The sequence below is a fragment of the Ursidibacter sp. B-7004-1 genome (assembly GCF_053654055.1).
The window spans coordinates 1-23,915 of record NZ_JBSIUP010000007.1; the positions used below are offsets into that span (position 1 = coordinate 1).

Sequence of the window (23,915 nt, forward strand, 5' to 3'; positions counted from 1 at the left end):
TTTTTTGCTTAATCCATTGTGATTATTTAATTTTCGTTTTAGTTCACTAAATAATCCTTCAAGCCTATTTGTCGTTTTTTCTATATTTAACTCAGGATACTTTTCGAAGGTAAATAAATATTTCTCATAATATTTTAGGCTAGATAAAGCCTCTCTTAAACCTTTATGTTTATAAGGAAAATACCCCCTATCATTACATTTATCTGACCGTTCATTTAAATAATCTTGGTGCTTTAAATACCAATAATGTAAATGGCGACAAAATTCGTTTTTTGGGCTATCTTTCAGTGTTTTAACAAGTATTTTGAGTGCTTTTCCTGCAATGGATTTATGCTTTTTTCTTAATTTCCGCATCACGATAGCAACCATATGAAAATGGCACATTTGAGTGGGGGTATCGAATAAATCCTTTAGCAATCCTCTACGACCATTACAAGTAATTGATTGAATAATATAGCCTTTTTCTCTCAATCTATTCAGTGCATTTTGATAATATTCATCGAGTTCTGTACTCACAATTTGATGATAAACAACCTTCGCACTTGAGCTATCCATTATGACCAAAACGCCAAACTCTCGCCCAAAGAAAGTGGTATCCATAATAATGTTTAGATGGCTGGAAATAGGCGGTTTTAAGGCTGTTTTAGGGGATTTATCAATATATCGCTGAATAGTTTTAACGGAGCATTTATATTTAATGGCGAGTTCTTTATAAGTTTGTTTTCCTTGCGAATAATCTTGCCAAATATCGCTATAATTTAATTTCTTTTGGAGGGTAAATGTTTTATTACAGGAAGGACATTTATAGCGTTGAATATTATTTTTCAATCCGTGTTTATGGATAACGGTATTTTGGCAGTAAGGGCAATTTTTTGGTTCATTTTCAAAAATGTGGGTTAAAGGCTTGTAGTATAAGGTCTAACTACACTTTTTTCCCACATTTTTGTCCATTACACCTACTATTTTAGAATTTATAACTTACAGACGCATTGATATTTCTACCAGCACCGTAATAGCAGTAATAATCACAGCCAGACACATAACGGCGATTTGCAACATTATCAACGTTAATTTGTGTTACCCAGTTTTGGTTAAATTGGTACTGTGCCATTAAATCAACCACAGTTGCTGATGGCACTTTCGCTTGAGAGTAAAGTGAACCTTTTGACGTTACGCTACTACCAATATAGCGAATACCTGCTCCAAGGGTTAAGCCATTTAATGCTCCTTGTTCGAAGCGATACGCAGTTTTAGCTGCAATGGTATTTTTCGGCATTAACGGTAAACGAACATCTTCTTGAGCTGTTTGAGTGTAAGCTTTAAGGTAAGTATAGGCAACTGCCAAATTCCAGTTTGGAGTTAGATTCACATCTGCTTGTACTTCCACACCTTTACGTCTAATAGGATCTGCACTGCTTACTTGTTCGGTTAATACCCCATTTGTAGTAGATAATTTCGCAATCAATGCACCTTTATCTTTAGCTTGGAACCCTGCAACACTAATTACCCCATCTAACCAAGTTGGGAGATATTTCACCCCAACTTCATATTGGCGAGTAGTATTTGGATCATATAATTTCTGATCGCCGCTTAATCCTACTGGCAAACGGAAAGATTCGCTATATGCAAAGTAAGGGTTAATTCCAAATGGTGCCTCATACATTAAAGAAGCTGAATAAGAAGTATGGTTTTTCTTTACACTTTGTGTGCGAGTATGCTCATCTTGTTTCGCTCGGTCGTGGCGAACACCTAAACCTAATACGAGTTGATCTGCAAAACGGCTCTGATTTTGTAAGTAGAAACCTAACTGACGAGCTTTAATATGGGTGTTTGGTACGGCACTGATGTCTTGGGCTTGGTTATATCCTACTGTTGGGGTAAAGACATTCGTTGCTGCTGTCGTTGCGAATAGACTATAACGAGCATCTACTTTTTGATGGCGATAGTCTGTTCCTGCTACTAATGTATTTTTGAACCATGCCTGATCGAATTTCCAAGTGATATGATTATCTAACGTATGGGAAATGGATTTACCATCATTATATACAACACCACGAGCAAGACTATATCCTACTTGACTTGGTGCACGCGGAGACCAATCAGCATTGTATGCAGATGGGTAGGCATAAGATCCACGATGGAAATTATCCGCTTTGTGATAACGATAGCTACTATTTAACATTAAACCATTGCTGAAATCGTGCTGGAATTCATAACCTAAGCTATATTGACGGTTACGCTCTTTATCGTTTACTGGATCGCCTAAGTTGGTTGAACGGCTAATATAACCATTTGGCGATTTTACCAAGGTTCCTTCCTGTGGTAAGAAATTAGAACTTGGCACACCTTTATCGTGTTGGTAGTTAGTTAAAAGGGTCAAACGTGTTTTATCGCTAATATCCCACTCGATACTTGGAGCAACATATAATGTCTCATTTTTAGTATTATCCCACTCACCATCTTTGCCACTATAAGCGGTGACGATGCGATAACGTAAGTTATTATCTGAAGTGAGTGAGCCCGTATAGTCTGCACCAAAGCCATACTGGGTTTTATTTCCCATATTTACTTTAAATTCACCCTGTCCAACTTGATCTTTATGTGGACGTTTTGAAACGTAGTTAATTAAACCACCAGACTGTGCAGCACCAAAGGTCATTGCATCTGCCCCTTTAGTAATCTCAACGGCTTCTAAACCGAAAGTATCCACATAAGGGGTAAAGAAACCGTAGCTGAACGTAGGTAAACCATCTACAGCTTGGCTCACTTCTGCACCTCGTACACGGAACCAGTTAGTATTGGTATCATTACCAAATGCTTGGTTAATAAAACCAGCTTGATAGCGACCTAGTTCATCCGCTTTACGCACATCTTGCTTATCAAGATCTGCTCTATTGAGTGCAACAGCAGATTTAGCTTGATGAACAGGCACATCACCCATTCTGTACATTGAACCACCAACGACACTCACTTCATCTAATTGAGCGGTATCATTTGCAGCCTGATTTGCATTAGCACTATTGATTGCAAAAATAACAGCCGTTGCAATCCCCGAGTAGATAAATGTTTTTTTCATTTTAAAGTCCTTAATAGACGGTTACTGTTTTACACTTTTCTTATCATCAATAAGAAATAGCTTCCCCCAATGAGTGTTGCGACTAAGCCTGCAGGCACTTCATTCGGAAATAAGATCTGTCTGCCGAGCCAGTCAGCAAACAGCATTATTAAGCCCCCAAGTAGTGCAGAGCTTATAATTTGTTGCTGGGGTTTGGTTGCCCCTAAAAAACGGCTGATATGTGGCACAAGTAGCCCAATAAAGCTAAGTGGACCAATCAATAATGTAGCTAGTGCAGTAAGTAATGCACTAAATAGAATAATTATCCAACGCGTGCGAGTGATATTTAAACCTAATGCCTGAGCCATTGGTGCTTGCAAGCCTAATAATGTTAGCCAACGGCTAAATAATAGACTGATTGTAAGTAGCACTAATGTCACTAGCAATAAGGGTAAGGCATATACTAATTCAGCTTGTTGTGTTGAGCCTGAAGTCAGTGTGATAAGTTGTAAGGCTTTAGGATTACCGCTGGCAATGGCGATACGCTGTAAGCTATCAAACAAAGCAGATAAACTGATCCCAGTCAGTAAGATTTTTTCAGGTAACATTCCATTACGTTGGTTGATGCCCATCAGTACAAAGAGTGCGAATAATGCCCCCAGAACGCCCACAAGCCAAAATAGTGTGGTATTTGCAGATGGTAATAAGAAAAGCACCAACAAAATCCCCATACAAGTACCTGATGAAACACCAAGCAATTCAGGGCTTGCCATTGGATTTAAAGTTAAACGTTGTAGTAATACACCTGCAATAGCAAGTAATATCCCAACGGAGAGAGCAACTAAAATACGAGGTAAACGAAGCTCAAAAATAGGTTGATGTAAATTGCTAAATTCTAGCCAAATCCAACCGCTTGCATAATGCTTACCTAAAGTTAAAGAGATCACGATCATCAAGATCAAAGCGAAGCTTAATATCCCATAGTAGCTTGGTTTAAAGGTGCGAGAAATTATCTCTTGTTGGTCAGTTAATCGACCAGTTGGCAATGCACGGAACATTAACCAAAGTAACAGCGGAGTGCCTAACAGAGCGGTAACTGCCCCTGTTGGCAAATTGATTCCACTGAAATAAGTGAGGAATTGCAGTAACAGATCGGTAACACAAAGTAACAAAGCTCCTGTTAATGTTGCACAGAGAAGCTGATATTTCAATGTTCTCACACCTAATTGACGAACCAAGGTAGCCGATGCCAATCCGATAAAGCCAAGCATTCCAACGGCACTAACTACACAAGCAATTAAGTAAGCACTAATTAACACGCCAATCAAACGCAAACGAGCAACAGGCACACCTAGACTTTGTGCATTACTTTCATTCAACGAAAGTGTGGATAATGGACGCTGTAACATTGCAATAAATATGAAACAAGGCGCCGCTTGCAATGCGAGATAATAGCAATCTCGCCAGCTTTCCTGTACTAGTGAACCGGCACTCCATAAGGCTAATCCTCGCGACTCTTCTGGGAAAAAGAGCATTATTAGAGTTGAGAATGATCCAAAATAAAGATTAACCACCAGACCAGCCAAAATAAGTAATAACGGGGAAATGCGTTTTCGCATTGCCAAGGTTAATACCAACAACAGACTTAGCCCAGCACCTAATAAAGCGATTACGCTAGTACCAATGGCTAGATCAGGTAAAAAAATCGCGGTTAGGAATAAGGCAAACTGCGAGCCTGCACTGATACCTAGAGTATTATCCGAAGCTAATGGATTATTCATCACCTGTTGGAGCAATAAACTTGCAAAGCCGAGAATACCACCTGCAAGTAATGCAATACTTAGGCGAGGCAAGGTATAACTTTGAATCAGTAAAATATCGAGTGATTCACTGTACTGGAAAAGCGTAGTCAGGCTTTGATTTTCTGGCAATTGGAGTTGCAGTAAGGCGGCACTCAAGCAGATAAAGGCAACAAACAATCCAATAAAAAAGAGCGAAAGACGATTTACCATTTTTCCCCTCCAAACTGCAACGCGTGAGCTAACGATTCTGCAAATCGTTGTGCAGAAGGGATCGCACCGAATGTCCAAATAGCAGGCAGAATAAGTGGGTCTTTCGCCATTGGCAGATGTTGCCATAGAGTGTTGTATTCAAGCGATTTCTCAATGTTTGTTGGGTAAGGCTTGACAACCACAAAGCGTAAATGTTGAGCTAATTTGGCTAACTGTGTTACTTCAATGACTTCAAATCCCCAAATATTATGCCCACCTTGCCACGCATTCTGAAAACCTAACTGGCTTAAGACCTGACCAAATAAACTATTTTCGGCATAAATGCGTAAATGGCGTGTATCTATAAATTGCACTAAGGCAATAGGACGTTGTGTAAAAGGCTTTACAAGCGGTTTGATCTGTTCAATTTTTTGCAAATAGCCAGATAAGAGTTGCTCTGCACTTTCGGGTTTATCAATCAACGCCGCAATTTGTTGGGTTGCTTGAACAATGTTTTGCCACGCATTTCCCTCTCGATAGAAATCGACCATACTAACCTGAGCAAAGGGAGCTAATTTTGCACTCATTTGAGCGTAAAACGAACTATTGATAAAGTGCAAGGATTGCCCTTGAATGTTTTTAGACAGTAAATAGATTTGTTCAAGATTCGGTTGTAAGCGAATGCCTAAATCAATGGTGTTATCGGGTAAAGCTGGTTTAGCGGCCCAAACTTTATAACTTTCTACGTCTCCTATTGCTGTTGGAGGTGTATCTAAAGCCAATAACGTTTCCGCCACTGTCCAATCGAGTGTCGCAAAGGTTTTTGTGGATAGGTCTGCGACAAGCGGTTTGCTCCAACTCAAGAATATTGCAAAAAATAGCCAGAAAATACCCGCTTGTTTTCTCATTTTATCATACTAATAAAAACTCACTGGGCGTTGGGTGTCAGGGTGGGAAATGACATTTAAGCGGATTCCATAAATCTCTTTTAAAGCGTCACTATTTACAATTTGATGTGCATTGCCTTGAGCTAGCAGTTTACCGCTATGCAATGCAACGAGATGATCACAATAACGCGAAGCAAGGTTAATGTCGTGTATCACAATAATCACCCCTAAATTAAGTTCTCGGCTTAACTTATGCACTAACTCCATCACTTCTACTTGATGAGCAATATCCAGTGCTGCAAGGGGTTCATCAAGGAGCAAAAATTGGCTCTGTTGAGCTAATAACATCGCCAGCCAAATACGAGAGCGCTCGCCTCCTGATAGCACATCAACAAGTTGATCCGCAAATTTTTCTGTATGGGTGAGCTTTAGGGCTTGAGCAATAGCGGCTTTATCCTCGGCGGATTGACGACCAAATAAGCCATTCCACGCATAACGTCCCATTGCAATGAGTTCTTTAGCGGTTAGATTAGTCGCATTCGGCAAATGCTGTGGCAGATACGCTACTTTCCTCGCAAAATCTCTGGCAGAGTAGTCTGCAATGGATTGCTGTTCAACCAGAATTTTACCTGCGGAGAGAGGTTGCTGTTTGGCTAGTAGCTTGATTAAGGTTGATTTCCCTGAGCCATTGTGTCCAATTAATCCATAAACTTTCCCACGTTCAAATTGCAATGAAATCGGGTGTAGCAAGGTTCTATTGGGTATAGAAAAGGTTGCGTTTTCAACAATAAACACAAAAAACTCCGAGAAAATAAATAAAAAAACGTTCCCATTCTAATTAAAAACAATTAGCATTTGAATGTGATTTACGATTATTTAATTTATGAACAGACTTTTTAATTGCACAGAATTGAATGGATTGCGTGAAGAATTGTTTTCTGAACGCCTACAACATTGTCGAACATTGCTAGAATTTACGGATAAACCTCAACATTTATCTAATTCTCTCTTTTTCCAGCTACTTTATCATCATACCTTACCTGCTGATTATACTGCCATCCTAAAAGAGCCTAGAAAGCCGAGCATTTCAATATGGCAACGCTACTGGTTAAATAGTTTCATTATGCATTGGGTGTGGCTGTTACATAAATATCGTTTACATTTGGTACTGAGTGAGCAACATACGGCATTATCTTTGAGTGAAAGCGGTGAGATTCGGGGATTTATTGTGAATTTAAGCTACACTCCAATACGTCAAATACACTCGGAGCAAGATATTCTAAATGCGTATCGACAATTAAAGCAGTTTCTCTCGCCAATTTTTAATCGCCTAACTGCATATAGTGGCTTGAATGAATCTATTTTTTGGCATAATTGTGCCAATTTGATTGAATTCAGTCTAAAAGAGCTAGAAGCTGATGGTATTGATATTTCAACAACCTATCAGACATTACTTTTAAATAAGAAATGGGACGAATATGAATGGTCGCCATTTTATAATGCCGTCGAATACTTAAATTTTCAGCAACTACCATTTCCTCAGCCAGTGCGTTTTCGCAAAGTGTGTTGTCACGCACATTTAGATCCCAAAAACGATTATTGCGGAAATTGCCCTAAACTAAGAAAGCTATCTGATGAAGAATTATCGGAGTGGTGCAGAAAATGGCTAAATAAATGACTCACTGTACCAAAACATAACTCTCTTTATCCTACTTAATAGACAAAATATGGATTTCTCTTGCATACTCTGGCAAAAAAAATATAATTGATAATTACTATCAAACACATTAAGAGTGCCAATATATGTCATCTCTCAAACAACAAGTTGCTGAATTATTAGCTCAAGATCCAAATCTCATTACCCTTGAAATTGCAGATAAATTAAAAACGCCTGAAGGTAATGTACTAGTAGCATTACCTGAAGAGTTTGTGCGTGTTTTTTCTGCAGAACGAGCGGAAGAAATTCTACAAGCGGTAAGTAATTGGGGAATTTTTACTACTATTATTGAAAAGGAAGGTTCGATCTTTGAAATAAAAGATCGTTTCCCAAGTGGAATTATTGGGCGTGGTTATTACAACCTAAATATGAAAGATAATGAAGGAGCAATTCACGGGCATTTAAAACTAGATAATATTGCTCAAATTGCCTTCGTGAGTTTGCCATTCCGTGGTAAAGAAAGCTATAACATTGCATTTATTGCACATAGTGGACAAACTATCTTTAAAATTTACTTAGGTAGAGATGAAAAACGCCAACTCTTCCCAGAACAAGTTGAATTATTCAAATCATTTAAATAAAAGGAGACAATATGACAACCAATCGTCAGGAAGTACTACAAAACCGTTTAGGTCCAGAAATCCAAGAACTCAAACAACAAACTAAAACGATTGTTCTTGCAACCGTAGATAAAGACGGCACACCAAATGTAAGTTATGCACCATTTGTAATCAATAATGGTGAATATCAGGTGTTAATCTCCACGATTGCACGCCACGCTCGTAATTTGCAAGAAGTGCCAAAAGTATCGTTAATGTTAATTGATGATGAAAGTAAAAGTCGTGAAATTTATGCCCGTCGTCGTTTAACTTTTGATGCAACAGCTCGTGTTTTACCTCGTCATTCTGCAGAATGGGAAAATGCAGTTGCAGCTCTCCAAGCTCGTCACGGAGATATTGTAGCTGATTTATCCAAAATGGAAGACTTTAATCTATTTTGCTTTAAACCTGAACAAGGATTATTTGTAAAAGGTTTTGGTAAAGCTTTCCAAGTAAGCACTGATGATTTAGTAAGCTTTGTTCACTTAGATGAAGGACACCGTCAAGAGAGCACTCACGGTTAATTATTGAACCACTCGCCTTAAAATATTGAGATTCTATTTTTAAGGCGAGATTTTCCGTCATTTTTACTTGCCAATAATCTACTTTCCATTTAATTTTATTCTTATTTTTTGTTCACTATATCTCTTTATAATGTCTAGCCATTCACTTTATACACATACTCAAGCCTACTGGGATTTTCTCCGTATTGAAAAGCAAGCGAGTCCACACACATTAGCAAATTACCAACGCCAACTGACCGCTATTTGTGAATTATTAGCTAGCCAACAGATTACGGAATGGCAGGCTGTTGATGTTTCGGTTATTCGTTGGGTATTAAGTGAGAGCCATAAAAAAGGGTTAAGTGCTAAAAGTATTGGGCTAAGGCTAGTAGTACTCCGACAATTTCTTGCTTTTTTAGTATATAAGGGTGAACTGAAAAGCAATAGTGCGATTGGCATTAAAGCCCCGAAAACTAGTAAACATTTGCCGAAAAATATAGAAGCTGAGCAAATCACTCAGTTGCTAAATATTGACAGTAACGAACCGCTTGATTTGCGGGATTTAGCAATGATGGAACTGATGTATAGCTCAGGTTTACGCCTATCTGAGCTACAAGGGCTAAATTTAGGTGATATGGATTTACAAGTCGGTGAGGTGAGAGTGTTAGGAAAACGCAATAAAGAGCGAATTGTGCCAATGGGAGCTAAAGCCATTGAAGCAATACAAAAATGGCTTGTGGTGAGAATTACTTTTCAACCTAAAGATAATGCGGTCTTCTTAAATCAACGTGGTGGGCGTTTATCTCATCGATCCATTCAACTGGCAATGGAAAAATGGGGAAAGAAACAAGGGCTAACCACTCATTTACACCCACATAAACTCCGCCATTCATTTGCGACACATATGTTAGAAGCAAGCTCGGATCTCAGAGCAGTTCAAGAACTTCTCGGACATAGCAACTTATCTACAACCCAAATCTATACTCACTTAGATTTTCAACATCTTGCTAAAATTTACGACTCCGCTCACCCTAGAGCGAAGCGTAAAAAATAATTGAATCACTCACTGTAATATTGGTTTTGTTACTTATTTATGTAGAAATGTTTAGCAGACTTTGATCTTCTACATATTAACAAAACAATTACGGTTTATAGATAAACTCTACGCCTTCATCATCTTCTTCTGTCCAACCATCATCATCTAAATCGTCCCAATCATCTTCAGTGATAGGGTTTTGCATTGCTTGTTGATGATAATCGTCCCATTTGAATGCCACTTCTTCCGGTGCTTTTTCTTCTGTTTCGATACGAGGGTTGGCTTCAATAAAGTCCATAATATCACGCGTTAAGGCTTGTACATTCTCACCTGTTGCAGCAGAAATAAGATAGTAATCTCCTTCCCAGCCAATTTCTTCGACAATTTTTTCTGCTCGTTCACGTGCTTCTTCTTCGCCAATGGTATCAATTTTATTGAATACCAACCATTGTGGTTTATCCGCAAGTTTCTCACTGTATTGATAAAGCTCTGATTCAATAATTGAGATATTTTGTGCGGGATCGCTTTCATCAATTGGCATAATATCCACTAAGTGAATCAGCACTCGACAGCGTTCTAAATGTTTTAAGAAACGAATACCTAAACCAGCACCTTCCGCTGCTCCTTCAATCAAACCTGGAATATCTGCAACAACAAAGCTACGATCAGCTCCAACACGAGCAACCCCTAAACTTGGTACTAGGGTAGTGAAAGGATAATCCGCTACTTTAGGCTTCGCTGCCGAAACAGCACGAATAAAGGTTGATTTACCTGCATTTGGTAATCCAAGCATTCCAACATCTGCAAGTAGCATCAATTCAAGCATTAAATCTCGTTTCTCACCAGTAGTACCATTCGTTTTTTGACGTGGCGCTCGGTTTACAGAAGATTTAAAACGGGTATTTCCCAAACCGTGATAACCGCCTTTTGCTACTAACATTTTCATTCCGTGACGGGTTAAATCGCCAATAACTTCTTGTGTGTCATTATCAATGGCTCGTGTTCCAACAGGAACGCGTAAAGTAATATCTTTCCCACGATGCCCAGTACAGCCTGCACTACGTCCATTTTCGCCACGTCCTGCGGCAAAACGTTTTTCAAAACGGTAGTCAATGAGTGTATTTAGGTTTTCATCGGCAATAAGATAAACATCACCACCATCGCCACCATCACCGCCATCAGGGCCACCTTTTGGAATAAATTTTTCTCGGCGAAAGCTCACACAGCCATTTCCGCCATCACCTGCTTCAACACGAATAAGTGCTTCATCAATAAACTTCATTTTTTCTCCTAATTACAGAATGCAAAAGATTAGTCGTATCTAACCGCTTGTCTTCTGCTTATTTATTCTTTTTAATCAATTTTTGCCCGATAATTGAGTACATTGCTCCAAAAATGACAATCATTGCACCGATATAGCTTAATAAATTCATTTCAAGAGGTTCAAAAACATCAGGGTATAACCAATGTGCTAAATGGCTAAATAGCATCGTAAAAATGGGGATTAACACCGTTACCACACTAACTTTCGATGCTTGCCAGTGATTTAATGCTTCCGCATAAGCACCATAGGCAATTAAGGTATTTAAACAACAAAAAATAAAACAGCCTAGCACCCAGCCGTTCATTTCATTTACTTGTGTTGGGCTAGCAAAAGGTGTCATTACCAAGCCACACCCGATATAGATCATCAACAAAATTTGTTGTGAATTAAAATTTGCTGATAATAATTTTTGTGCAATACCATAGGCAACCCAAACCATTGAGGAAATTGCACCAATCAATACGCCAATCGCATAAGCGTTGAGCTGAAGAATTTCACCTAGTCGATCATTAAAAAATGCGACTAGCCCAACTAACAGTAATACTAAACCTATTTTTTGATGTGCTGCGAATTGTTCTTTAAAAATCACTACGCTACATAACATCATTGTAAAAGGGGATAATTGCCATAAAACCTGGCTAGTTGTTGGTGAAATAAAATGTAAAGCGTAGCTTGAACCAAAGAAATATAAACTTAACCCAATTACGCCTAAAATAATTAACAGTAAAATTTTAGGGGTGAAAGCGGTAAGTTTAGGCAATTTTTTTGCAAAACCTAAAATCAATATCAATCCAACTGCTGCTACAATAAAACGAAACCAAACTAATGTTTGAGCATCAATAACAGAAATCGCTTTTTGGGCTGCAATGGGTAATCCGCCCCACGTTGCAGTCGCTAATAATGCAAGATTAAAACCGAGTAAAGGTTTATGGCTCATACTGAATTTCTCCTTAACTGGCGGCGATAAAACAGTTTATGCCCAGCTGCCGCCGATAATGCACCAAGCACAACAAACATTGCTCCAATATAACTTAGTGTATTTAAATAAGGTTCTGCAAAATGGGTAGGATCAAACCAATAAGCCATTTCGCTAAATATAATCGTTAAAATAGGTATTTGTGGCATTATCATACTGACCTTAGCGACTTCCCAACGGTTTAGAGCTTCAGCATAACAGCCATAGGCAATAATTGTATTCAAGCAACAAAAAATTAAACAGCCTAGTGTAAAGGTCGATAAATTCTGTGTTTGGGCTACATTCGCAAAAGGGGTAAAAACTAACGTACAGCCTGCATAAATAGCCAAGAGAATTTGCTGAGAGTTAAAACGTTGTAGCATCATTTTTTGTGCAAGTCCGTAACAAACCCAGATTAAACTTGCACTAATACCGATGAATACCCCAAGAGAAAAGCTATTCATTTCTACAAAATCGCCAAATCGGTCATTAAAAAAGAGGGGTAAACCAATTAGCAATAAACCTAACCCTAGTTTCTGATGAATACCTAAGCGTTCTTTAAAGAAGAATATGCTACTCAATAACATTGAGAAAGATGAAAGCGGGCTGAGTACTTGGCTAGTTGTTGCAGGAATATATTTTAGCGAAAGGTTATACAAATAGAAATTTGCGGCTAACCCAAGTACCCCTAATAATACAAACCAGCGATATTTAGCAGTAAAAGCGGTCGGTTTTGGCAATTTTTTTGTAAAAAGCAAAATAAAGAATACGCCAAACATTGCTACAACAAAACGAAACCAAACTATTGTTTGAGCATTCATCGCAGTCAGTACAGGTTGTAATGCGATAGGTAGAATGCTCCACATTATTGCTGCAGTGAGTGCTAAAAAAAAGCCAAAAACAGGTTGCTGATTCACTTTTGCCCCCTTAATAAAAAACCCCGCTAATATAGCGAGGTTCTCATCAATCTCATTTGAAGATTATTCAGCAACGATGCTTACATATTTACGGCTTTTTTCGCCTTTAACTTCAAATTTAACTTTACCGTCTGCAGTTGCAAATAAAGTATGGTCTTTACCGATACCTACATTCGTACCAGCGTGGAATTTTGTACCACGTTGACGAACGATAATGCTACCTGCTAAAACAGACTCGCCACCGAAACGTTTAACACCAAGGCGTTTAGCTTCAGAATCACGACCGTTACGAGTTGAACCACCAGCTTTTTTAGTTGCCATCTACTTGATCTCCTCTGAAATTATGCTTGAATCCCAGTGATTTTCACTTCTGTGAACCACTGACGATGACCTTGTTGTTTACGGCTGTGTTTACGACGACGGAACTTAACGATACGGATTTTATCGCCACGACCGTGTGAAACAACTTCAGCTACTACTTTACCACCAGCAACAACTGGGGTACCAATTTTAACATCTTCACCGTTAACGACCATTAACACTGAGTCGAACTCAACTTTTTCACCAGTTGCAACTTCAAGTTTCTCTAAACGAACAACTTGACCTTCGCTTACTCGGTGTTGTTTGCCGCCACTTTGGAAAACTGCGTACATATTTACTCCGCTAAATAGTGCCTTTCGCTTTGCGTTTAGCACTCTCAAATTCATATAAAATAGGTTTGCAATTCTACGCAAAAACTCATCATAGAGCAAGCATCAATTTCATAAAAAACCGATTTTCTTGTAAAAATTTTGTTCAACACCAAGTTACAGTGTTTTTTATAAATAGATAAATAAATTAAAAAGATCTAACCTCCTGAATTTATCAGGATCGTTAGATCTTCTATTCTTATTTCTTTTTTGAAAAGATGAAAGAAAGCGTTAATGAGCTTTCCACTCTCCATTTACAGCTGTGCCTAACACATTGAATTGATTGTCGAATACTGCAAGGTTAGCAATTTTACCTACTTCAATCGATCCTAAATGATCATCAACGTGGATCGCTTTAGCAGGATATAGTGTACACATACGGATCGCTTCTTCAAGTGAAATATCAGTATGTTGAATAACATTACGAATGGACTCAATCATTGTAATGGCGGCACCGCCTAAGCTACCAAACTCATCAATACATTTGCCATCTTTATACAGCACTTTTTTACCGACAAAAATGAAATGATCGATATTTGCTCCTGCTGGGGCAACTGCATCAGTAACAATAATCAGCTTATCGCCTTTTGCTTTTTTCGCAATGCGTACATTACTCCAATCAACGTGTAAGCCATCAACAATAATGCCTGTATAAATATCGCTATCTAACACTGCCCCTACAACGCCACCTTCACGACCAGAACTAATAGGCGACATTGCATTATGTAAATGCGTTGCAAATGAAATACCTTGTTCGATACGCTGTTTAGCTTGCTCATAAGTAGCATTTGAATGCCCAATAGATACGATAATCCCAGCATCTACAAATTTCTGAATATGATCAGCAGTACCATTTTCTGCAGCTAAAGTTAATTTAGTAATCACATCACCGTTATTGCAAAGAAAATCGATCATCTCACCGCTTGCTTCACGAATATATTCAGGGCGATGCACTCCTTTTTTCGCTACACTTAAGTAAGGCCCTTCTAAATGCAAACCCAATGCCTGATTTTTATATTTTGCTAAATAATCACGCATTACTTGTACAGCTTGTTTCATACCTTCATCGGGTGATGTAATAAAGGTTGGTAAGTAGCTTGTTGTTCCTGATTTTAGGTTCGTTTCTTGCATAATCTCAAGCGTACGAACACTAATATCCTCATTAAACATCACGCCACCACAGCCATTTAATTGTAAATCAATAAAACCAGCAGATAAATTTGCCCCGTTAAGATCAATTTTATCAAGCTCTTTCGGTAACTCTTGCTGATGAACAATAACATCAATCTTATCATCTTTAACAATCACAGCGTGTTGATAAAGAACATCATTGCCAGTGTAAATTACACAATTTGTCAGTGCATAATGACTCATTTTCGCTCCTAGCGAGCAACATTTTGCTCTAGCTGTTTGAAATATTTAACTGTTTTAACTTTAAGCTCTTGCGTTGCAGGCTCATCACATACTACGATTGCACGACGATGTAATTGTAACGCACTGATTGTCCATAAATGATTGACAGGGCCTTCCACACAAGCTTGCAGAGCAAGTGCTTTATTATGTCCTGTAACTAAAATTAACACTTCTTCTGCATCTAATAATGTGCCAACACCCACTGTTAAAGCAAATTTTGGGACTTGATTTACATCATTATTAAAGAAACGAGAATTGGCAATTAAAGTATCTTCCGTTAAGGTTTTAATACGAGTACGAGAACTTAACGATGAGGCTGGCTCATTAAATGCAATATGCCCATCAACACCAACACCACCCATAAATAGGTGAATCTTGCCATAAGAACGGATCTTCTCTTCATAACGAGCACATTCTGCATCAACATCTTCAGCCATACCGTCTAATAAGTTGATATTTTGTGGTTGAATATCAATATGATTGAACAAATTCTCGTGCATAAAAGTGTGATAGCTTTCGGGGTGATCTTTCGGTAAGCCGACATATTCGTCCATATTGAAGGTAACCACATTCTTAAAGCTTACTTCTCCTGCTTGATAGAGCTTAATTAACTCTTTATAGGTTTTTTGTGGCGTTCCCCCTGTTGGCAAGCCCAGCACAAATGGCTTTTCTGCCGTTGGTTGAAACGCATTGATCTTATTTACGATATAACGAGCAGTCCATTGACTTACTTGGTCTGCACATTCCAAAGGTACTAAACGCATAATAATCTCCTAAACAAACCATTTTTGAAATAAAACTTCAATTTTTATATTATAAGAGAAAATACACTTCATTTGTAATAATTTTCACCTAAAATTTGAATAAGATCACAATTTTATTTGTGATTACCCAGCTTAAAAAAAGCTAGACCATTATTTTTAAGATATGTTGTTTTTTACATTTAGAACTAATGGGAATAGGGAATAGAGAATGAAGAATAGACGGAACAGGTATTTAGAAAGTAAAAAACACAAGCTAATCCACTTGTAGATTAAGGTTGAGGGAAAAGTCTGCGAGAGTGGATAATAAAATTGATGTAAATAGTATCATCGAGTATTTCATAAACAATTCGATATCCTCTACAAAAAGCTTCACGACTTCCATCTTCTCTCACTCTTCCTATCGCTGTCGGCATAAAACCAATTAAATTGATTTTATCGTATATATCATTCATTAATTTAATGCCACTTTCTATCGAATAAGTATATTCAATAACATTACTTACAATCTCATCAATATGTTTCTGTGCTGTTTGTGTGATGATAATTTTAGGCATATGCTCGCATTTCCATCTCGGAAAGTTCCTTAGCTTTACGTTCCACTAGTGCTTGAGTTTTTGCTCTTGATTCTTCAAATGTTAAAACTTTACCATTTTTGATATCTTCACGAGATTCCCTTAGTTTTTGAGCCAAAAACTCATCATACCCTTTTTCTTTAAACATAAGTTGCTCCTATAAAAACAGACAATTTAGGGTATTGTCTGCTTTTAGTATTGGGTTGTCAAATCAGGCTAATACTTAATAAACTAAAAATTGTTAGTTTTCACCAACCGACAAACCACCTGCCCCGCAGTTTTCTCTTTGATAACTTGCCAGTTTTCAGGCAAATTAAGTGGAGGGTGTGTTTTTTCGGTTTCGATATAAATTAAGCTATTGTTCGCTAACCAGCCATTATTGGCTAGGTGAGCTAATACTTGGGGAACGAATCCTTGATGAAAGGGCGGATCAACAAACACAATATCAAAAGGTTCAGCGGTATTTTTTTGTGCTAAATAGTTCAAACTATCCGTATGAATAACCGTCCCTTTATCGCATTTTAAGCTAATCAAGTTTTTCTTTAATTGCTGGGTGGCATTTGCAAATTTTTCTAAGAAAACCACCGCTTGTGCTTGACGTGAAAGGGCTTCAATACCAAGTGATCCACTGCCTGCGAAGCAGTCTAAACAACGTGCATTCGCAATATCCATCATTAGCCAGTTAAACAGCGTTTCTTTCATTCTATCGGTGGTTGGACGTAAGCCTTCCGCATTAAGAACAGGCAATTTACGCCCACGCCACAAGCCTGCAATTACTCTCACTTCTCCCATTGGCGTGTTTTGCCCAGAATTTCGAACTTTTTTCATACACAATCACAAAAATAGTTATTAAAAATGATAAACTACCGCAAGTTTATTCCATTTTTAAACAAAATGGATTTTTTAATTTTATGAGAGAGCAAAAAATGGCAGAAGAAAAGAAGAAAAAAGGGTTTTGGTCGTGGTTAGGCTTCGGTAAAAAAGAAGAAGCAGAGACAACAGCAGACATTGAGCAAACAGAACAAACAGAGCCAGTAGCACAAATCGAACAGCAAGAAGTCACTTCGTCTTCTGAATTACCTGATAGCGAAATTGCAAAAAAGAGTGAAGAACCGACCGCTTCAGATATTGCCCCTTCTGCACTTACTCAAAGTGTCGAGTATTTACAAGAAAAAGGTGAGCAATTAGCTGATGTTGCAGAGCAAATTGAAGATGCCATAGCAGAAACTATTGAAACAACTCAAGAGAAGATCGCAGATAAAGTTGAACAAGTGAGCGATACCGTTGAGCAATTCAGTGAACAAGTTACCGAAAAGATTGAAACGGTGCTAGACGTTGCTGAAGAGAAAATCGAAGCAGCTCAGCAACAGGTGGAAAACCTTGTTGATGAAGTGATAGATACTATCGAAGAGCAAGTAAAAGAAGAACAACTAGAAGAACAAGCTGAAAATCACACAGTGCTTGATGAAACGGAAACGAGCAAAAATGCAAATTTTGTAGAAGAACAGACCGCTTCTGATGAATATCAAGAGAAACCAAGTAGCGAAGGTGGCTTTTTCAGCCGTTTAATTAAAGGGTTGATTAAAACAAAAGAGAGCATTGGATCAGGCTTTCGCAATTTCTTTCGTGGCAAGAAAATTGATGATGAGCTTTTTGAAGAATTGGAAGAGCAACTATTGATTGCCGATTTAGGAATGCCAACAACGACAAAAATTATTAACAACCTAACGCAACACGCCACAAAGCAACAGCTAAGAGATGCCGAATTGCTCTATCAACAATTAAAATTAGAGCTTGCCGAAGTCTTAAAACCCGTTGCAAAACCATTAGAAATTAGCGAGAAGAAACCGTATGTGATTTTAATGGTCGGCGTAAATGGAGTAGGTAAAACCACTACCATTGGTAAATTAGCTCGTAAATTCCAAGCGGAAGGTAAATCGGTAATGTTGGCAGCTGGCGATACGTTCCGAGCGGCTGCAGTTGAACAATTACAAGTATGGGGTGAACGCAATCATATTCCAGTTGTCGCACAAGCTACTGGGGCGGATTCTGCTTCTGTGATTTTTGATGCAATGCAATCTGCCGCTGCAAAAGGTATTGATGTGTTAATTGCCGACACTGCTGGGCGTTTACAGAACAAAAATAATTTAATGGACGAGCTGAAAAAAATCGTGCGTGTAATGAAGAAATATGATGAAACTGCACCGCACGAAATTATGCTAACCCTAGATGCAGGCACAGGGCAAAATGCGATTAGCCAAGCTAAGCTGTTTAATGAAGCGGTTGGCTTAACTGGGATCACTATTACTAAACTAGACGGCACAGCTAAAGGCGGTGTGATTTTTGCGATTGCGGATCAGTTTAACATTCCTATTCGCTTTATCGGGGTGGGTGAGAAAATTGATGATTTACGCCCGTTCAATGCCGATGAATTTATTGAAGCCTTATTCGCACACGAGGACGAAAAATAATGATCAGATTTCATAATGTAAGCAAAGCCTACAAAGGCGGTGGCAGACCTGCTCTACAAGGTATCAGCTTCCATCTGCAACAGGGCGAAATGGCATATATTACAGGGCATTCAGGGGCAGGGAAGACTACGCTACTTAAACTGATTATGGGGATTGAGCGTGCCAATGGCGGACAAGTTATTTTTAACGGACACGATATTACTCGCCTTGCCGAACACGAATTACCCTTTCTCCGCCGTCAAATTGGAATGGTGCATCAAAATTATAGCTTACTGACTGATCGTTCCATTCTTGATAATGTAGCACTACCGCTGATTATTATGGGTGTTGAACAGTCAATTGTTGAACGTGAAGCAAGAATGGCATTAGAACGAGTTGGTTTGCAAAATAAAGCCAACTTCCTACCGCTTCACCTTTCAGGTGGGGAACAACAGCGAGTTGATATTGCTCGAGCGATTGTGCATCGCCCACAGCTACTTCTTGCCGATGAACCAACGGGCAACCTTGATGATAAACTTTCCTTTGAAATTTTCCGTTTATTTGAAGAGTTTAACAAATCAGGCACTACAGTTTTAATTGCCACCCACGATACTAACATTATCGCCCAGCGTCCAAAGCCTTGCTTGGTGTTAGAAGAAGGGCATTTAAAATGCTAATCAAGGTAGAATAAAGGAAAAGAATAATGCGACATATTTTTAATCATACCCAAACTCGTTATATCTTACGTTCTATCTGGCAAGATCTGATTAAACGTAAATTTGGTATTTTAATGACTGTACTGGTTATTGCAGTCTCACTGACCATTCCTACTGTCAGCTATTTACTCTGGAAAAATACTAGCCAAGCAGCCAGTCAATTTTATCCAGAACCCGAATTAACCGTATATCTGCATAAAAATTTAGCTGAACACGATGTGAATGCAGTGGTTGAGCGTATCCGCCAATTTGATATGGAAAAAATTGAGAGTTTAAACTACATTTCCCGTCAGCAAAGTTTAGAAGAATTTCGGACTTGGTCTGGTTTTGGTAGTGCGTTGGATATTTTAGATGACAATCCACTTCCTGCAGTCGTTGTATTGAAACCGAAAAAAGCCTTTACATCACCTGAAGAGATGCTCACTTTGCGAGATGGATTACAAAAAGTAAAAGGCGTGCAAGAAGTTCGTTTAGATAACGGTTGGTTAGAAAAACTGACTGCTTTAACTCAAATGATTGCTCGTGTCGCGGTAACTTGCACTCTGCTAATGTTTATTGCCGTATTTTTAGTTATCAGTAATAGTGTGCGTTCAGATGTATCAAATAGCCGCCAATCCATTACCGTAATGCAGTTGCTCGGTGCAACAGAGCATTTTATCTCTCGTCCATTTATTTATATGGGAATGCTTTACGGCTTATTGGGTAGCTTATTAGCCATTCTATTTAGTATGCTAACAATCAGCTACTTTACGGGAGTTGTGCGTTATGTGGCTGATATGTTTACCGTTAAGTTTGAACTACATTCTTTCAGCTTCGGTGAAATATTGCTTGTCATTGTTAGCACTGTTTTTCTCGGCTGGCTCTCCGCTCAACTTGCTACTAACCGCCATATTCAAAAACTTGGGGCGAAGTATTAAAAAAGAGATACATACCGATGAGTACAGCAGCTATTTTCAAACAATATCAAGCAATGTTGCAAAACTGGGAATATCTAGTAAAAAATAAAGGTAATCTTACCGCTTGTTTGAAAGAAAAAAATGCTCACTCCAAGGTATGTATTAATAACTTTAATGATTCTATGCTACTGATGAGAATCTACAACTCAGGTAACGAAAATATTTCTAGTCAATTAAATGGATTTAGCAATAATTTAGGTTTGTATATCATTATGGAAGGACGTGATTCCTTTGAATTTTCTAAAAAACACAATATACAAACTCATAGGGGGGATATAATGCTTATTCAGGGAGAATTTGAATATATCAGAAAGATAACAACCCCTGAAAATCACAGAGCTAGTATGATGCATTTAGAGTTATCTCGTCACAGAATAGAAGAATGGAATGATGAACTGAAAAGCGTTATACATCAGAATGGGGCATTACAAAAAATACTATGCCCAAATAAATCGCTACTCAATAAAGTGAAATTACTACTACTGCAATCCCAAGAGCCTAATTATATAGAGGCACTTAAACTAGAATCTCTATCACTGGATATACTTTCTCATTTATTTGAACTAAATAAAGTTACACCTAAACAGAAAACAAAAATTGACGATGTCGTTGATATTATTAAAACCGAATTTCATCATTCTTTAAGTATTGGTTCATTATCTCGTCGAGTGGGTTTAAATGAATGTTATCTAAAACGTGATTTTAAAGCACAACTCGGATTATCTATTGGAGATTATATTCGTCAATTACGCTTAAATACCGCATTGGAATTATTACTCAATGAGAATAAAACTATTAAAGAAGTGATGTATTTTGTCGGTTACTCACATATAGGTTATTTTAATAAAATATTCAAACAGAAATTTGGCTATTTTCCTAACGATATTATTAAATAAACCTAATTACTAGGGCACTAAATAGAGTGCCCTCTAAGATATTAATTAAAAACGATATGTGATATTTGCTTTTATATTACGCAATTCACCATAACTATGACGATCAGGTTGTGTGCGATACTTAGTATTAAAGATATTATTGATATGTAAGTTAAGTTCAATATTTTTATTTACTTGATATCGAGTCATTACATCAGCAACAGTGTAATTCTTTTGACGTACATTTGATATTGCTCTACTCTTAGCCTGCTCAGAGAACCTGCCAGTAATGTTATTCAAATAAGTCTCACTTTGCCAGCGAATGCCGCCACCAATAGTCCAATTAGGTGTTACATTATATGTTGTAAACAGCTTAAACATTGAATGTGGAACACTTTCAGTATTAATTCGCTGCCCTTTACTATCCCTAGCAAGCGTTTGGCTAAAACTTGCTTGAATAAACCAATTATCTTTTATTTTTCCTGCAATTTCTGCTTCCCAGCCCTGAATTTTAGTGCTATCTATCGCCTTATAATACGCTTCTCCATCAGAATGTTTTCCTGCTACTACTGCAAGATGTTTTTTACGAGCATTAAATACAGAGAAAGAGGTATTTAGTAGACCATTTAACCATTCTCCCTTAATTCCTGCTTCAATATTATAGCCTGATGATGGTTTTAAATATTGCCCATTCTGATCTTTTTGTGATTGTGGTACAAACAATTGGCTATAGGAGATATAAGCAGATAGATTATCGCTAAGGTTTAATACTATTCCAGTATAAGGCGTAAACTTACGATTTTTAACAACAATCATATTTTGCGTGGAGCGATTAAAACTTTTATCTTTGTAATAATTATAGCGGCCACCTATTGTCCAATTTAAATAATTATTGATACTAAATTGATTAGCGATATAACCACCAATTTGAGATTTAGCTGAAGATCTTGGCAATTTCTGCATATAATTATTAGGCTTTAAATAATTTGTAATACTGTCTAAATCATAAATGTTAGCTAATTTTCCTAAATTACGCTCACCAAATGCTTTAGTATTATCGTAGCGATAGCCATTGATTCCTAATACGACACTGTGTGAACGACCCGCAAATTCATATTCTCCAGATAATGTTGAGCTTAAACTATGCGTATCAGGAGAAGAACGCCAATATCCAGTAATCATATCGGTACTACCACTAGAATGCTGTATTCCTAGCACACCTGCAACACCATAAGGGTGATCCCATATGCGTTTGGTATAGCTATAATCTGTTTTAATTAACCATTTTGGTGTAAAAGCGTAAGTAAAGGTAGAAAATAGGTTTATTGTTTTTACTTTACTATACGCCCATTGTGGGGCTGGATTCACCTTTGGAGAGAAGTGAGTTAAATAGCCTTCACTATCATAAGTAACAATACTATGAGAAGCACTCGCACTCTCTTTATTTTGTTGGAAACTTCCTCCTAAACTAAAGGTCGCCTGTGGGGAAATATTGTATTCAAATATTGAATATATCCCAATTTCTTGAGCTTTCTCTCTATCTCTCCAAGTTTTCTGAGTGTCAGCAATAACAACTGTTCGCCCACCTATTGAATTGTTTTGATAAGAGCTATCTACGATAGCATTGTAGTAATTCCAACTTCCCATACCTAGTTTTAGGTATGTCTGAGGATGTGATAAAGGACGTTTGCGTATTAAATTAACTGTTGCACTGGGTTCTCCTGAACCATCTAATAGTGCAGATACACCACGAACAACCTCCACTCGATCGTAGAATGCACTTGATAAATTTGCTGTATCATTAAAAGCATCACTAATGGGTATGCCATCTAGTTGATAGTTAGAAATTTGATAGCCTCTAGCATAAAGATGATTATACCCAGCACGGTTTGAACCCCAGATTTGTTGGCTGACCCCAGCACTACGCAATATAGCCTGATCAACACTAGTTATATTCTGATCGCTGATTTGTTTTTCTGTAACTACACTAATACTCTGTGGGAATTGACGAAGTGTCGTTGGTAGCCCTGTAGAACTGAAGGTTCCGGATACTGAGTAACTATCACTTTCTGAATTAACACTGATTTGCTCTAATTGGCTTGGATTACTTGTTTCAGCAGTAGCATAAAATGAACATAACGCCAGCATTAACCCATTATATTTTAAAGATAATTTCATTTTTCCTCCTGAGATATTTCAATAATGACAATATGACTTTCTGAGTAAGCATATGGCTTATGTTCAATGCCCTTAGGTACAACATAAATTTCCCCTTGGTGAATACTTACTTTTTCTTGAGATCGGAAATCAATATGTAAATTTCCATATAAAACAAAAATAACCTTGTCTGTTTCCAAATGATTATGCCACCCATAATCACCATTTACTTTTACAAAGCGAAAGTCAAACTGATGAGAAGAAATAAAATGAGGTTGCCAGTATTCCTTAATTTGTGAAAAAATATTTTCTAAATTCAGAACATTATCTGTTTTCATA

General features: G+C 37.8%; 25 protein-coding genes. 8 read left to right on the forward strand and 17 right to left on the reverse strand.

The window, feature by feature from the left end:
- The 5 genes from ACWIW0_RS03415 to ACWIW0_RS03435 form a co-directional block, all read right to left on the reverse strand.
- Positions 1-891: IS256 family transposase, variant Zn-binding type (locus ACWIW0_RS03415; protein WP_454452272.1), on the reverse strand; the 891-nt coding region annotated here is incomplete at its 3' end.
- Between the two features lie 73 nt (positions 892-964).
- A complete protein-coding gene (locus tag ACWIW0_RS03420) occupies positions 965-3,076 on the reverse strand; it encodes a TonB-dependent siderophore receptor (protein ID WP_454452208.1) in 2,112 nt (703 codons plus the stop codon).
- Positions 3,077-3,105: 29 nt separating this feature from the next.
- Positions 3,106-5,067, reverse strand: a complete 1,962-nt coding sequence (gene fhuB / locus ACWIW0_RS03425) for a Fe(3+)-hydroxamate ABC transporter permease FhuB (protein WP_454452209.1) — start codon at positions 5,065-5,067, stop codon at positions 3,106-3,108.
- On the reverse strand, positions 5,061-5,954 hold the full coding sequence (locus ACWIW0_RS03430; protein ID WP_454452210.1) for an iron-siderophore ABC transporter substrate-binding protein: 894 nt from the start codon (positions 5,952-5,954) through the stop codon (positions 5,061-5,063). The genes fhuB and ACWIW0_RS03430 overlap by 7 nt, the downstream gene beginning before the upstream one ends.
- 9 nt (positions 5,955-5,963) lie before the next feature.
- Positions 5,964-6,728 (reverse strand): ABC transporter ATP-binding protein, encoded by a 765-nt coding sequence (locus ACWIW0_RS03435; RefSeq protein WP_454452211.1) that lies wholly within the window; start codon positions 6,726-6,728, stop codon positions 5,964-5,966.
- Between the two features lie 88 nt (positions 6,729-6,816).
- On the opposite strand from ACWIW0_RS03435, the gene fhuF reads away from it, so the two are divergent.
- The 4 genes from fhuF (at position 6,817) to xerC (ending at position 9,806) form a co-directional block, all read left to right on the forward strand.
- Entirely contained in the window at positions 6,817-7,611 is a 795-nt protein-coding gene (fhuF, locus tag ACWIW0_RS03440) for a siderophore-iron reductase FhuF (protein ID WP_454452212.1), read from the forward strand.
- Between the two features lie 125 nt (positions 7,612-7,736).
- Positions 7,737-8,231: a heme utilization cystosolic carrier protein HutX gene (gene hutX / locus ACWIW0_RS03445; RefSeq protein WP_157395078.1), complete on the forward strand. Its 495-nt coding sequence runs from the start codon at positions 7,737-7,739 to the stop codon at positions 8,229-8,231.
- An 11-nt stretch (positions 8,232-8,242) separates the two neighbouring features.
- Positions 8,243-8,773: a heme utilization protein HutZ gene (gene hutZ, locus ACWIW0_RS03450; protein ID WP_454452213.1), complete on the forward strand. Its 531-nt coding sequence runs from the start codon at positions 8,243-8,245 to the stop codon at positions 8,771-8,773.
- 130 nt (positions 8,774-8,903) lie between these two features.
- Positions 8,904-9,806 (forward strand): tyrosine recombinase XerC, encoded by a 903-nt coding sequence (gene xerC, locus ACWIW0_RS03455; RefSeq protein ID WP_454452214.1) that lies wholly within the window; start codon positions 8,904-8,906, stop codon positions 9,804-9,806.
- An 88-nt stretch (positions 9,807-9,894) separates the two neighbouring features.
- On the opposite strand, the gene cgtA is transcribed toward xerC, so the two are convergent.
- The 10 genes from cgtA to rsmD form a co-directional block, all read right to left on the reverse strand.
- Complete coding sequence (gene cgtA, locus ACWIW0_RS03460) at positions 9,895-11,070, reverse strand: Obg family GTPase CgtA (RefSeq protein ID WP_454452215.1); 1,176 nt, start codon at positions 11,068-11,070, stop codon at positions 9,895-9,897.
- 58 nt (positions 11,071-11,128) lie between these two features.
- The gene (locus ACWIW0_RS03465; protein ID WP_454452216.1) at positions 11,129-12,049 is read right to left on the reverse strand and encodes a DMT family transporter; all 921 of its coding nucleotides are present in this window, start codon (positions 12,047-12,049) and stop codon (positions 11,129-11,131) included.
- Positions 12,046-12,984, reverse strand: coding sequence for a DMT family transporter (locus tag ACWIW0_RS03470; protein WP_454452217.1), 939 nt, complete (start codon positions 12,982-12,984; stop codon positions 12,046-12,048). The genes ACWIW0_RS03465 and ACWIW0_RS03470 overlap by 4 nt, the downstream gene beginning before the upstream one ends.
- 63 nt (positions 12,985-13,047) lie before the next feature.
- The gene (gene rpmA, locus ACWIW0_RS03475) at positions 13,048-13,305 is read right to left on the reverse strand and encodes a 50S ribosomal protein L27 (RefSeq protein ID WP_157395255.1); all 258 of its coding nucleotides are present in this window, start codon (positions 13,303-13,305) and stop codon (positions 13,048-13,050) included.
- 20 nt (positions 13,306-13,325) lie between these two features.
- Entirely contained in the window at positions 13,326-13,637 is a 312-nt protein-coding gene (gene rplU, locus ACWIW0_RS03480; protein WP_157395256.1) for a 50S ribosomal protein L21, read from the reverse strand.
- 267 nt (positions 13,638-13,904) lie between these two features.
- Positions 13,905-15,047 carry an N-acetylglucosamine-6-phosphate deacetylase gene (gene nagA / locus ACWIW0_RS03485; RefSeq protein ID WP_454452218.1) on the reverse strand — a complete coding sequence of 381 codons (1,143 nt, stop codon included), beginning with the start codon at positions 15,045-15,047 and terminating at the stop codon, positions 13,905-13,907.
- 8 nt (positions 15,048-15,055) lie between these two features.
- On the reverse strand, positions 15,056-15,850 hold the full coding sequence (gene nagB / locus ACWIW0_RS03490) for a glucosamine-6-phosphate deaminase (protein WP_454447245.1): 795 nt from the start codon (positions 15,848-15,850) through the stop codon (positions 15,056-15,058).
- Positions 15,851-16,119: 269 nt separating this feature from the next.
- Positions 16,120-16,404, reverse strand: coding sequence for a type II toxin-antitoxin system RelE/ParE family toxin (locus ACWIW0_RS03495; RefSeq protein ID WP_454452219.1), 285 nt, complete (start codon positions 16,402-16,404; stop codon positions 16,120-16,122).
- Entirely contained in the window at positions 16,397-16,570 is a 174-nt protein-coding gene (locus tag ACWIW0_RS03500; protein ID WP_162853279.1) for a hypothetical protein, read from the reverse strand. Before ACWIW0_RS03500 ends, ACWIW0_RS03495 begins: the two co-directional genes overlap by 8 nt.
- An 83-nt stretch (positions 16,571-16,653) precedes the next feature.
- Positions 16,654-17,250, reverse strand: coding sequence for a 16S rRNA (guanine(966)-N(2))-methyltransferase RsmD (gene rsmD, locus ACWIW0_RS03505; protein ID WP_454452220.1), 597 nt, complete (start codon positions 17,248-17,250; stop codon positions 16,654-16,656).
- Between the two features lie 83 nt (positions 17,251-17,333).
- Between rsmD and ftsY the strand changes: the two genes are divergently transcribed.
- The 4 genes from ftsY to ACWIW0_RS03525 are packed head-to-tail and all read left to right on the forward strand — an operon-like array spanning position 17,334 to position 21,440.
- Positions 17,334-18,893 (forward strand): signal recognition particle-docking protein FtsY, encoded by a 1,560-nt coding sequence (gene ftsY / locus ACWIW0_RS03510; protein WP_454452221.1) that lies wholly within the window; start codon positions 17,334-17,336, stop codon positions 18,891-18,893.
- Positions 18,893-19,549: a cell division ATP-binding protein FtsE gene (gene ftsE, locus ACWIW0_RS03515; protein WP_454447249.1), complete on the forward strand. Its 657-nt coding sequence runs from the start codon at positions 18,893-18,895 to the stop codon at positions 19,547-19,549. The genes ftsY and ftsE overlap by 1 nt, the downstream gene beginning before the upstream one ends.
- A 26-nt stretch (positions 19,550-19,575) precedes the next feature.
- The gene (gene ftsX, locus ACWIW0_RS03520; protein ID WP_454447250.1) at positions 19,576-20,505 is read left to right on the forward strand and encodes a permease-like cell division protein FtsX; all 930 of its coding nucleotides are present in this window, start codon (positions 19,576-19,578) and stop codon (positions 20,503-20,505) included.
- A gap of 17 nt (positions 20,506-20,522) precedes the next feature.
- A complete protein-coding gene (locus tag ACWIW0_RS03525; RefSeq protein WP_454452222.1) occupies positions 20,523-21,440 on the forward strand; it encodes a helix-turn-helix domain-containing protein in 918 nt (305 codons plus the stop codon).
- Positions 21,441-21,485: 45 nt separating this feature from the next.
- Here ACWIW0_RS03525 and ACWIW0_RS03530 read toward each other — a convergent pair whose 3' ends face one another.
- Together ACWIW0_RS03530 and ACWIW0_RS03535 are read right to left on the reverse strand one after the other, a co-directional pair.
- Positions 21,486-23,597 (reverse strand): TonB-dependent siderophore receptor, encoded by a 2,112-nt coding sequence (locus ACWIW0_RS03530; RefSeq protein ID WP_454452223.1) that lies wholly within the window; start codon positions 23,595-23,597, stop codon positions 21,486-21,488.
- Complete coding sequence (locus tag ACWIW0_RS03535) at positions 23,594-23,914, reverse strand: cupin domain-containing protein (RefSeq protein ID WP_454452224.1); 321 nt, start codon at positions 23,912-23,914, stop codon at positions 23,594-23,596. The genes ACWIW0_RS03530 and ACWIW0_RS03535 overlap by 4 nt, the downstream gene beginning before the upstream one ends.
- Between the last annotated feature and the right edge of the window lies 1 nt (position 23,915).

Coding starts and splice junctions, on each gene's coding strand:
- ACWIW0_RS03535 (WP_454452224.1), bottom strand. CDS start 23,914: ATGAAAACAGATAATGTTCTGAATTTAGAAAATATTTTTTCACAAATT.
- nagA (WP_454452218.1), bottom strand. CDS start 15,047: ATGAGTCATTATGCACTGACAAATTGTGTAATTTACACTGGCAATGAT.
- ACWIW0_RS03465 (WP_454452216.1), bottom strand. CDS start 12,049: ATGAGCCATAAACCTTTACTCGGTTTTAATCTTGCATTATTAGCGACT.
- ACWIW0_RS03530 (WP_454452223.1), bottom strand. CDS start 23,597: ATGAAATTATCTTTAAAATATAATGGGTTAATGCTGGCGTTATGTTCA.
- ACWIW0_RS03500 (WP_162853279.1), bottom strand. CDS start 16,570: ATGTTTAAAGAAAAAGGGTATGATGAGTTTTTGGCTCAAAAACTAAGG.
- ACWIW0_RS03525 (WP_454452222.1), top strand. CDS start 20,523: ATGAGTACAGCAGCTATTTTCAAACAATATCAAGCAATGTTGCAAAAC.
- ACWIW0_RS03420 (WP_454452208.1), bottom strand. CDS start 3,076: ATGAAAAAAACATTTATCTACTCGGGGATTGCAACGGCTGTTATTTTT.
- fhuB (WP_454452209.1), bottom strand. CDS start 5,067: ATGGTAAATCGTCTTTCGCTCTTTTTTATTGGATTGTTTGTTGCCTTT.
- nagB (WP_454447245.1), bottom strand. CDS start 15,850: ATGCGTTTAGTACCTTTGGAATGTGCAGACCAAGTAAGTCAATGGACT.
- hutX (WP_157395078.1), top strand. CDS start 7,737: ATGTCATCTCTCAAACAACAAGTTGCTGAATTATTAGCTCAAGATCCA.
- fhuF (WP_454452212.1), top strand. CDS start 6,817: ATGAACAGACTTTTTAATTGCACAGAATTGAATGGATTGCGTGAAGAA.
- ftsY (WP_454452221.1), top strand. CDS start 17,334: ATGAGAGAGCAAAAAATGGCAGAAGAAAAGAAGAAAAAAGGGTTTTGG.
- cgtA (WP_454452215.1), bottom strand. CDS start 11,070: ATGAAGTTTATTGATGAAGCACTTATTCGTGTTGAAGCAGGTGATGGC.
- rpmA (WP_157395255.1), bottom strand. CDS start 13,305: ATGGCAACTAAAAAAGCTGGTGGTTCAACTCGTAACGGTCGTGATTCT.
- ACWIW0_RS03430 (WP_454452210.1), bottom strand. CDS start 5,954: ATGAGAAAACAAGCGGGTATTTTCTGGCTATTTTTTGCAATATTCTTG.
- hutZ (WP_454452213.1), top strand. CDS start 8,243: ATGACAACCAATCGTCAGGAAGTACTACAAAACCGTTTAGGTCCAGAA.
- ACWIW0_RS03495 (WP_454452219.1), bottom strand. CDS start 16,404: ATGCCTAAAATTATCATCACACAAACAGCACAGAAACATATTGATGAG.
- ftsE (WP_454447249.1), top strand. CDS start 18,893: ATGATCAGATTTCATAATGTAAGCAAAGCCTACAAAGGCGGTGGCAGA.
- rplU (WP_157395256.1), bottom strand. CDS start 13,637: ATGTACGCAGTTTTCCAAAGTGGCGGCAAACAACACCGAGTAAGCGAA.
- xerC (WP_454452214.1), top strand. CDS start 8,904: ATGTCTAGCCATTCACTTTATACACATACTCAAGCCTACTGGGATTTT.
- ftsX (WP_454447250.1), top strand. CDS start 19,576: ATGCGACATATTTTTAATCATACCCAAACTCGTTATATCTTACGTTCT.
- rsmD (WP_454452220.1), bottom strand. CDS start 17,250: ATGAAAAAAGTTCGAAATTCTGGGCAAAACACGCCAATGGGAGAAGTG.